Origin of the sequence: Micrococcus sp. APC 4021 (genome assembly GCF_030407635.1) — a bacterium.
Classification (GTDB): Bacteria; Actinomycetota; Actinomycetes; order Actinomycetales; family Micrococcaceae; genus Micrococcus; species Micrococcus luteus.
In genome coordinates this window covers 1-8931 of the sequence record NZ_JASDCZ010000096.1, presented here as the reverse complement: position 1 = coordinate 8931, position 8931 = coordinate 1, and the positions used below count along the sequence as shown (strand labels likewise).

At 74.6% G+C, this 8931-nt stretch carries 8 protein-coding genes; all 8 read left to right on the top strand.

Annotation, left to right across the window (positions count from 1 at the left end):
- Positions 1-1345 (top strand): ABC transporter permease (locus tag QL983_RS08740; protein WP_290152352.1); only part of this gene is annotated, 1345 nt, incomplete at its 5' end.
- Positions 1342-2649 carry an ABC transporter permease gene (locus QL983_RS08735; protein ID WP_095353411.1) on the top strand — a complete coding sequence of 436 codons (1308 nt, stop codon included), beginning with the start codon at positions 1342-1344 and terminating at the stop codon, positions 2647-2649. The genes QL983_RS08740 and QL983_RS08735, both read left to right, overlap by 4 nt.
- Before the next feature lie 2 nt (positions 2650-2651).
- The gene (locus tag QL983_RS08730) at positions 2652-3083 is read left to right on the top strand and encodes a cytidine deaminase (RefSeq protein WP_010079337.1); all 432 of its coding nucleotides are present in this window, start codon (positions 2652-2654) and stop codon (positions 3081-3083) included.
- 74 nt (positions 3084-3157) lie between these two features.
- A complete protein-coding gene (locus QL983_RS08725; protein ID WP_036317816.1) occupies positions 3158-4492 on the top strand; it encodes a thymidine phosphorylase in 1335 nt (444 codons plus the stop codon).
- A 4-nt stretch (positions 4493-4496) separates the two neighbouring features.
- Positions 4497-5144 (top strand): DedA family protein, encoded by a 648-nt coding sequence (locus QL983_RS08720; RefSeq protein ID WP_113913983.1) that lies wholly within the window; start codon positions 4497-4499, stop codon positions 5142-5144.
- Between the two features lie 24 nt (positions 5145-5168).
- The gene (locus QL983_RS08715; protein WP_070708509.1) at positions 5169-6380 is read left to right on the top strand and encodes an adenosine deaminase; all 1212 of its coding nucleotides are present in this window, start codon (positions 5169-5171) and stop codon (positions 6378-6380) included.
- A 7-nt stretch (positions 6381-6387) separates the two neighbouring features.
- Positions 6388-7194, top strand: a complete 807-nt coding sequence (locus tag QL983_RS08710; protein WP_144879228.1) for a MazG nucleotide pyrophosphohydrolase domain-containing protein — start codon at positions 6388-6390, stop codon at positions 7192-7194.
- A 177-nt stretch (positions 7195-7371) separates the two neighbouring features.
- A complete protein-coding gene (eno, locus tag QL983_RS08705) occupies positions 7372-8649 on the top strand; it encodes a phosphopyruvate hydratase (protein WP_144879230.1) in 1278 nt (425 codons plus the stop codon).
- The last annotated feature ends 282 nt before the right edge of the window (positions 8650-8931 follow it).

Genomic DNA, 8931 nt, shown 5'->3' with positions numbered 1-8931 from the left:
CGCCCTGCGCCGGATCCTCTCGGGCAACGGCACGGTCACCGCCCTGGCGATCCTGCTGTCCCTGCTGATCTCCGGCCTGCTGATCATCGCCGTGGACGAGGACGTCCGCGACGCCGCCGGCTACTTCTTCGCCCGCCCGGGCGACCTGCTCTCCGCCGCCTGGGCCGCGTTCGCCGGAGCCTTCGCGGCCCTGTTCCGCGGCGCCGTCTTCAACTACCGGGCCTCGGACGCGACGGGCATGCTCTACCCGCTCACCGAGACCCTCACCGTGGCGACCCCGCTGATCATCATCTCGCTGGGCATCGCCATCGCCTTCCGGGCGGGCCTGTTCAACATCGGCGGCCAGGGTCAGTTCATCTTCGGCGCCATGTTCGCCACGTGGTTCGGCGTGCACCTGCACCTGCCGGCCGGCGTGCACCTGCTGCTCGTCGTCGTGATGGGCGTGCTCGGCGGCGTGCTGTGGGGCTCCGTCGTCGGCGTGCTCAAGGCCTGGACCGGCGCGCACGAGGTGATCCTCACGATCATGCTCAACTACGTGGCGGTGAACCTGCTCGCCTACCTGTTGAACACCCCCGTCCTGCGGGCGCCCGGCACCACGAACCCGGTGTCCGCGCCGCTGGACCGCTCCGCCATGTTCCCGCGGCTGCTGGGGACCGACTTCCGGCTGCACTGGGGCTTCTTCGTCGCGCTGCTGGCCGTGCTCTTCACGTGGTGGCTGATGCAGCGCTCCACCCTCGGCTTCCGCCTGCGGGCCGTGGGCGCCAACCCGGACGCCGCCCGCACGGCCGGCATCTCCGTCAAGGGCTCCTACCTGGCCGCCATGGCGATCTCCGGCGGCCTCGCCGGCCTGGCCGGCGCCACCCACGTCGCCGGCACGGAGAGCACGCTGAACACCTCCGTGGCCGGGTCCTTCGGCTTCGACGCGATCACGGTGGCCCTGCTCGGCCGGTCCCACCCGGTGGGCGTGCTGTTCGCGGGCCTGCTCTTCGGCGCCCTGCGCGCCGGCGGCGTGACCATGCAGACCGAGACCGGGGTGCCGGTCGACATCGTCCTCGTGGTGCAGTCCGTGATCGTGCTGCTCATCGCGGCCCCGCCGCTGGTGCGCGCCATCTTCCGGCTGCCCGCCCCGGGCGCCGCCCGCGCCCGCCGCGCCGCCGACCCCGTGACCCAGCCCGCTGTGGCCGGCGCCGCGGTGACCGGCGCCGGCGGCCACGCCGCCGCCCCGTCCACGGGCGTCCAGGAGGCCGCGGCCGCCGCCGTCGCGGACCCGCAGGCCCCGACCACGCAGCCCACGGACACGGCCCCGACCCACCGCCCGCACGAGCAGAAGGGGGACGCCCGATGAGCGCGACCGCCGCCCGGCCCCACGCCGACGTCGTCCGCCCCGAGGCCGCCGAGCCCGCCCGGGTCGTGGTCCGGCACTGGACCACCCCGATCGCCCTGACGATCCTGACCCTGCTGGCCCTGGCCGTCTTCGCCCTCGGCGCCCCCGAGGCGACGGCGACCTTCCGACTCTCGAACGCGTCCGACGCCGTCGTGCTCCCGGACCTGACCGCCGACCCCGTGCTGGGGGGCTGGCTGCTCGTCGGGCTCATGGCGGTGCTGACCGCGGTGGCCTGGCTGGCGACCCTGCGCTCGGGGCGCACCCCCGGCTGGGCCGCGGCCCTGTTCGCCGTCGCCTTCGTGGCCGCGTTCCTCATCTGGGTGATCGGCTCGGCGGACAACACCACCGTGTTCCTCACCGGCCTGATCGCCGGCTCGTTCGCGCTGGCCGTCCCGCTGATCTTCGGCTCGATGGCCGGCATCCTGGCCGAGCGCTCGGGCGTGGTGAACATCGCGATCGAGGGTCAGCTGCTGGCGGGCGCGTTCACGGCCGCCGTCGTCGGCACCGCCACCGGCTCGCCCTGGGCGGGCCTGGCCGCCGCGATCGTGGCCGGCGTCCTCGTGTCCTGGCTGCTCGCCGTGTTCTCGATCAAGTACCTGGTCAACCAGGTGATCGTCGGCGTCGTGCTCAACGTGCTCGTGGCCGGCCTGACGAGCTTCCTGTACTCCACCGTCCTCACGGGCGGGGACACCGAGCTCAACGCGCCGCCGCACTTCCCGAACCTGCGGATCCCGGGCCTGGCGGACATCCCCGTGCTCGGGCCCATCCTGTTCGACCAGACGATCCTGGGCTACGCGATGTACCTGCTCGTCATCGCGCTGTGGTTCGCCCTGTTCCGCACCCGCTGGGGCCTGCGCGTGCGCGCCGTGGGCGAGCACCCCAAGGCCGCGGACACCGTGGGCATCGATGTGAACCGCACGCGGTACGCCGCCGTCCTGCTGGGCGGCGCGGTGGCCGGCATGGGCGGGGCGTTCTTCACGCTCGTCTCCGCGTCGTCCTTCACCAAGGAGATGACGGCGGGCCAGGGCTTCATCGCGCTCGCGGCCGTGATCTTCGGCCGCTGGAACCCGATCGGCGCGTTCTTCGCGGCGCTGCTGTTCGGCTTCGCCACCAACATGCAGTACGTCCTGGCGATCCTCGGCACCCCGGTGCCGAGCCAGTTCATGGCGATGCTCCCGTACCTCGTCACGGTGTTCGCCGTGGCCGGCCTCGTGGGCCGCTCGCGCGGCCCGGCCGCCTCGGGCGTGCCGTACGTGAAGGAGTAGCCGTGGCGGACGGGCAGCACACGACGACGGCGCCGCGCGTGGACTGGGACCGGCTGCGGGCCGCGGCCCTGGCCGCCACGGAGCACGCCTACGTGCCCTACTCGGGGTTCCGGGTGGGCGCCGCCGCGCTCACCGACGACGGCCGCCTCGTCTCGGGCTGCAACATCGAGAACGCGTCCTACGGGCTGACCCTGTGCGCCGAGTGCGCGCTGCTGGCCGACCTGCGCATGGGCGGGGGCGGCCGACTGGCCGCGTTCGTGTGCGTGGACGGCGAGGGCGTGCTCACCATGCCCTGCGGGCGGTGCCGCCAGCTGCTGTACGAGTTCCGCGCCCCCGGGCTCGTGCTGCTCACCCCGGCGGGGGAGCGGGGGATCGACGCGGTGCTGCCGGACGCCTTCGGCCCGGCCGACCTGGAGCGGGCGGACCGTCCCTGACCTGCGGCGCGCTCCCGGGCCCGCTCGCTAGAGTCGGAGGCTGACCGTCGCAGCCGTCCCCCGAGGAGACCCCCATGACCGCGCAGCCGCAGGCCGAGCCCTTCGACGCCGTCGAGGTGATCCGCACCAAGCGGGACCGGGGGACGCTGTCCCCCGAGCAGATCGACTGGGTGGTGGACGCGTACACCCGCGGCGTGGTGGCGGACGAGCAGATGTCCGCCCTGGCCATGGCGATCCTGCTCAACGGCATGGACCGCGCCGAGATCGCCCGCTGGACGGACGCGATGATCGCCTCGGGCGAGCGCATGGACTTCGGCGGGCTCACCACCCCGGACGGCCGCCCCCTGGCCACCGCGGACAAGCACTCCACCGGCGGCGTGGGGGACAAGATCACCCTGCCGCTGGCCCCGCTCGTGGCCTCCTTCGGGGTGGCGGTGCCGCAGCTGTCCGGCCGCGGCCTCGGGCACACCGGCGGCACCCTGGACAAGCTCGAGGCGATCCCCGGGTGGCGGGCCGACCTCAGCAACGAGGCGATGCTGCGCCAGCTCTCCGAGGTGGGCGCCGTGATCTGCGCCGCCGGCTCGGGCCTGGCCCCGGCGGACAAGCGCCTGTACGCCCTGCGCGACGTCACCGGCACGGTGGAGGCCATCCCGCTGATCGCCTCCTCGATCATGTCCAAGAAGATCGCCGAGGGCACCGGCGCCCTCGTGCTGGACGTCAAGTGCGGCTCGGGCGCCTTCATGAAGGACGAGGCGTCCGCCCGCGAGCTGGCCCGGACCATGGTGGACCTCGGCCGGGACGCCGGGGTGGACACCTCGGCGCTGCTCACGGACATGTCCGTGCCCCTGGGCCGGACGGCCGGCAACGCCCTCGAGGTCCGCGAGTCGGTGGAGGTGCTCGCCGGCGGCGGCCCGGCCGACGTCGTGGAGCTCACCGTGGCGCTCGCCGCCGCGATGCTCGCCGGCGCCGGGGTCACGGACGTGGACCCGGCCGAGCACCTGGCCAACGGCCGGGCGATGGACGTGTGGAACCGGATGATCGAGGCCCAGGGCGGCGACCCGCGCGCGGACCTCCCGACGGCGGCCCACACCGAGGACGTCGTCGCGGAGACGGACGGCGTCCTCACCGAGCTGGACGCGATGGCCGTGGGCCTGGCCGCGTGGCGCCTCGGCGCCGGGCGGGAGCGACAGGGCCAGGCCGTCCAGGCCGCGGCCGGCGTCGAGGTGCACGTGCGCCCCGGCGAGCGCGTGGCCCGGGGCCAGAAGGTGCTGACCCTGCACACGGACACGCCGGAGCGCTTCGAGCGGGCGAAGGCCGCGCTCGCCGGCGGCTGGGCGGTCGGCGAGCTCGACGACGACGCCGCCCGGGCCTTGCGCGAGCGCTCCGTGATCCTGGACCGGATCGGCTGACCGGATGCTCGCGTGGCTCGAGGGGGCGATCCTCCACGCCTCCGCGCAGTGGTGGGTCCTGCCACTGACGCTGCTGCTGTGCCTGCTCGACGGCATCGTGCCGGTCTTCCCGTCGGAGTCGGTGCTGGTGGCCCTCGGCGCGATCGTCCGCGACGGGCATCCGTTCTCCCTGTGGGCGCTGTGGGGGGTCGGCTTCGCGGGCGCGTTCCTGGGGGACGTGGCCGCGTACGCGATCGGCCGTGCCGTGGGCGTGGAGCGGTTCCGGTGGATGCGGCTGCGGCGGGTGCGGGCCACGGTCGAGGTCGCCCGTCACCACCTGCACAGCCACGGCGCGCTGCTGCTGTTCACCGCTCGGTTCATCCCCGGCGGCCGCGTGGCCCTGAACCTCACGGCCGGCGCCACCCGTTATCCTCCGGTGCGGTTCGTGGGGCTGGACCTGCTCTCCACGGCCAGCTGGGCCGCGTACTCGATCATGATCGCGCGCCTGACCGCGGGCTGGCTGGAGAACCCGGTGCTGCAGATCGCCGTCTCCGTGACGGGTGCCGCGCTCGTGGGCCTGCTGCTGGACCGGCTGCTCAAGGCCCTGCTGCGCCGCCGGCTGGGGGCCGGGGTGAAGGGCCTCACCCTGGCCGAGCAGGAGGCCCTGCGCTGAGCGCCCTGCCGTAGAGTGACGCCCGTGACGACGACGCAGCTTCCGGACACCGCATCCCCCTCCCCGCTCGAGGTCGACCTGGCCGTCCTGCCCAAGGTCTCCCTCCATGACCACCTCGACGGGGGCCTGCGCGTGGGCACCGTCCTCGACCTGGCCCGCGAGGCCGGCGTCGAGGTCCCCGCGGACACCGTCGAGGGCCTGGCCGAGTGGATCGCCGAGCACGCCAACGGCGAGTCCCTCGAGAAGTACCTGCAGGTCTTCGCCCTGACCACCGCCGTGATGCAGACCCGCGAGCAGCTGCGCCGCGTGGCCCGCGAATTCGTCGAGGACCTGGTCGCCGACGGCGTCGTCTACGGCGAGATCCGCTGGGCCCCCGAGCAGCACCTGGCCGGCGGGCTGAGCCTGGACGAGGCCGTCGAGGCCGTGCAGGCCGGCCTGGACGAGGCGGTCGAGGCCGCCGACGCCGCGGGCCACGTGATCCGCGTGGGCCAGCTGGTCACCGCGATGCGGCACGCCGACCGGGCCCAGGAGATCGCCGAGCTGGCCGTGCGCCACCGCGCGGCCGGCGTCGTGGGCTTCGACATCGCGGGCGCCGAGGCCGGGTTCCCGCCCTCCCGCTTCGCCGACACCTTCACGTGGCTGGCCGCCCACCACCTGCCCGTCACCGTGCACGCAGGCGAGGGCGACGGCCTGGACTCCGTCCGCTCGGCCCTCGTGGACGGCCGCGCCCTGCGCCTGGGCCACGGCGTGCGCCTGGCCGAGGACATCTCGGTGGAGTACGGCGGCGTGGACGAGGACGGCGAGCAGCTGGACGAGCTGACCGGCATCGTGGACCTGGGCGAGACCGCCGCGTGGGTGCGGGACCGGCAGATCGCCCTGGAGGTCTGCCCGTCCTCGAACCTGCAGACCGGCGCGGTGGACGCCGCGGCGGGCATCGCGGGCCATCCCATCGACCTGCTCGTGCAGCTCGGCTTCCGCGTCACCGTGAACACGGACAACCGGCTCGTCTCGGACGTGTCCCTGACCGACGAGCTCTACCTGCTCGCCGAGACCTTCGGCTACTCGCTCTCCGAGCTGCTGGACCTGCAGCTCAACGCCGCCGAGGCCGCCTTCCTGTCCGTGGACGAGCGCGAGGACCTCGCCGAGATCCTCGTGGCCGGCTGGGGCGAGGTCATCTCCGGCGACGCCGTCGGCCCGGTCCTCGAGGAGCTGGACGACGAGGACGAGGACGACTGATCCGTCCGTGAGCGCGAGTGTGGACCGTCTGGTGGCGGTGGTCGAGGCCCTGCGCGACCACTGCCCGTGGACGGCCGCGCTCACGCACGCCGACCTCGCCGAGTACCTCGTGGAGGAGGCGTACGAGGCGGTGGCGGAGGTCGAGTCCCGCGACGCCGCCGCGTGGGCCGACGTGCCCGCGCGTCGGGCCGACGGCGCGTACCCCGCCCTGGCCGCCGAGCTCGGGGACGTCCTGTTCCAGGTGGTGCTGCACGCCGCCGTCTCCCGGGAGCCGGGCGCCCCGGCGGAGACGGCCGGGTTCCGCCTGGACGACGCCGCCGACGCCCTCACCGCCAAGATGATCCGGCGCAACCCGCTCGTGCTCACCCCCGAGGGCGGCCTGCGACCGGCCGAGGAGCTCGCCGCCGTCACGCCCGAGGCCGTCGAGCTGGCCTGGGAGCGGGTCAAGGCGCGGGAGCGGGCCGCCGCGGGGCTCTCGTCCGCCGCCCCGACCCACGACGACGGCGGCACCGGCCCGGGCCTCGACGTCGGCGACATCCCGGCCCGGCTGCCGGCGCTGGCCGCCGCCGCGAAGGTGGTCGACCGCGCGGCCCGGCAGGAGCCGGACCCGCTCGCCGCGCACGTCCCGGCGCCGGCCGCCGAGGCGGGGGAGCGCCCGGCGGCGGTGTGGCCGGGCGAGGCCGCGCTCGGGACGGAGCTGTTCGCGCTGGTGTTCCGGGCCCGGGCGGCGGGGCTGGACCCCGAACGGGCCCTGCGCACCACGGTGGCCCGGGTGCGTGCGGGGGACTGGTCGGCGCTGCGTCCGTCCGGCTGACGCGGCGCCGCGCCGGCCCGGCCGCAGCCCCGACCGCGCCCCGGCGACATCGCAGCCGGGGGGAACGGCGGTCTTGTCGCCGGCGCGCGGCCGCCTGGAACCTGAGGTCCCCGCTAGGCTGAGGCCGTGTCCACGCCGCGGGCACGACTTCCGACTTCGATTGAAGGAGACCCGTCCATGGCCCTGATCGACGCCATCCACGCTCGCGAGATCCTCGACTCGCGCGGCAACCCCACCGTCGAGGTGGAGGTCCTGCTCACCGACGGCTCCCTGGGCCGCGCGGCCGTGCCCTCGGGCGCGTCCACCGGCGAGTTCGAGGCGGTCGAGCGCCGTGACGGGGACAAGAAGCGCTACGGCGGCAAGGGCGTGCTGGACGCCGTCGCCGCCGTCGAGGGCATCGCGGAGGAGCTCGAGGGCGAGTTCGCCGCGGACCAGCGCGCCGTGGACCGCGCGATGCGGGACCTGGACGGCACCCCCAACAAGGGCACGCTGGGCGCGAACGCGATCCTGGGCGTGTCCATGGCCGTCGCCGCGGCCGCCGCGCAGGCCTCCGACCTCATGCTCTACAAGTACCTGGGCGGCCCGAACGCCCACGTGCTGCCCGTGCCGATGATGAACATCCTCAACGGCGGCGCCCACGCGGACTCCAACGTGGACATCCAGGAGTTCATGATCGCCCCGATCGGCGCCCCGTCCTTCCGCGAGGCCCTGCGCTGGGGCACCGAGGTCTACCACGCCCTGAAGACCGTGCTGCAGGAGAAGGGCCTGTCCACCGGCCTGGGCGACGAGGGCGGGTTCGCCCCGTCCCTGGAGTCCAACCGCGCCGCCCTGGACCTCATCGCCGAGGCCGTGACGAAGGCCGGCTACCGCCTGGGCGAGGACATCGCGCTGGCGCTGGACGTCGCCTCCTCCGAGTTCTTCGACAAGGGCTCCTACACCTTCGAGGGCCAGCAGCGCTCCGCCGAGGAGATGGCCGCCTACTACACCGAGCTGGTGGACAACTACCCGATCGTCTCCATCGAGGACCCGCTCGACGAGGACGACTGGGACGGCTGGCAGCACCTGACCGCGCAGCTGGGCGATCGCGTCCAGCTGGTGGGCGACGACCTGTTCGTCACCAACGTGGAGCGGCTGCAGCGCGGCATCGACGGGAAGGCCGGCAACGCCCTGCTCGTGAAGGTCAACCAGATCGGCTCCCTGACCGAGACCTTCGACGCGATCTCCCTGGCCCAGCGCCACATGTTCCACTGCATGATCTCGCACCGCTCGGGCGAGACCGAGGACACGTTCATCGCGGACCTCGCGGTGGCCACCAACGCCGGCCAGATCAAGACCGGCGCCCCGGCCCGCTCGGACCGCGTGGCCAAGTACAACCAGCTGCTGCGCATCGAGGAGGACCTGGCCGACGCCGCCGTCTACGCGGGCCGCTCCGCCTTCCCGCGCTTCCGCGGCTGACCGTCCCCGACGACGACGCGCGGGCCCGCCCGGATCCCTCCGGGCGGGCCCGCGCCCGTCCCGGGGGCGGCCAGGATCCTGCCAGGGGCGGGCAGTAGGCTGTGAGGGTCCCCACCACGCGTCCGAAGGAGTCCGCGATGAGTCCGCGCCGCCCCCGCGTGCCCCGTGTCGACCCGACGACGGGCGCCCCGCGCCGGACCACCGTCGCGGCCCCGGCGGCCCCGACGACGGCCTCCCCGGAGGCGGGCGCGCCCACGCCGACCCCTGCGGCCCCCACCCCGG

Coding starts and splice junctions, on each gene's coding strand:
- QL983_RS08735 (WP_095353411.1), top strand. CDS start 1,342: ATGAGCGCGACCGCCGCCCGGCCCCACGCCGACGTCGTCCGCCCCGAG.
- QL983_RS08725 (WP_036317816.1), top strand. CDS start 3,158: ATGACCGCGCAGCCGCAGGCCGAGCCCTTCGACGCCGTCGAGGTGATC.
- QL983_RS08720 (WP_113913983.1), top strand. CDS start 4,497: ATGCTCGCGTGGCTCGAGGGGGCGATCCTCCACGCCTCCGCGCAGTGG.
- eno (WP_144879230.1), top strand. CDS start 7,372: ATGGCCCTGATCGACGCCATCCACGCTCGCGAGATCCTCGACTCGCGC.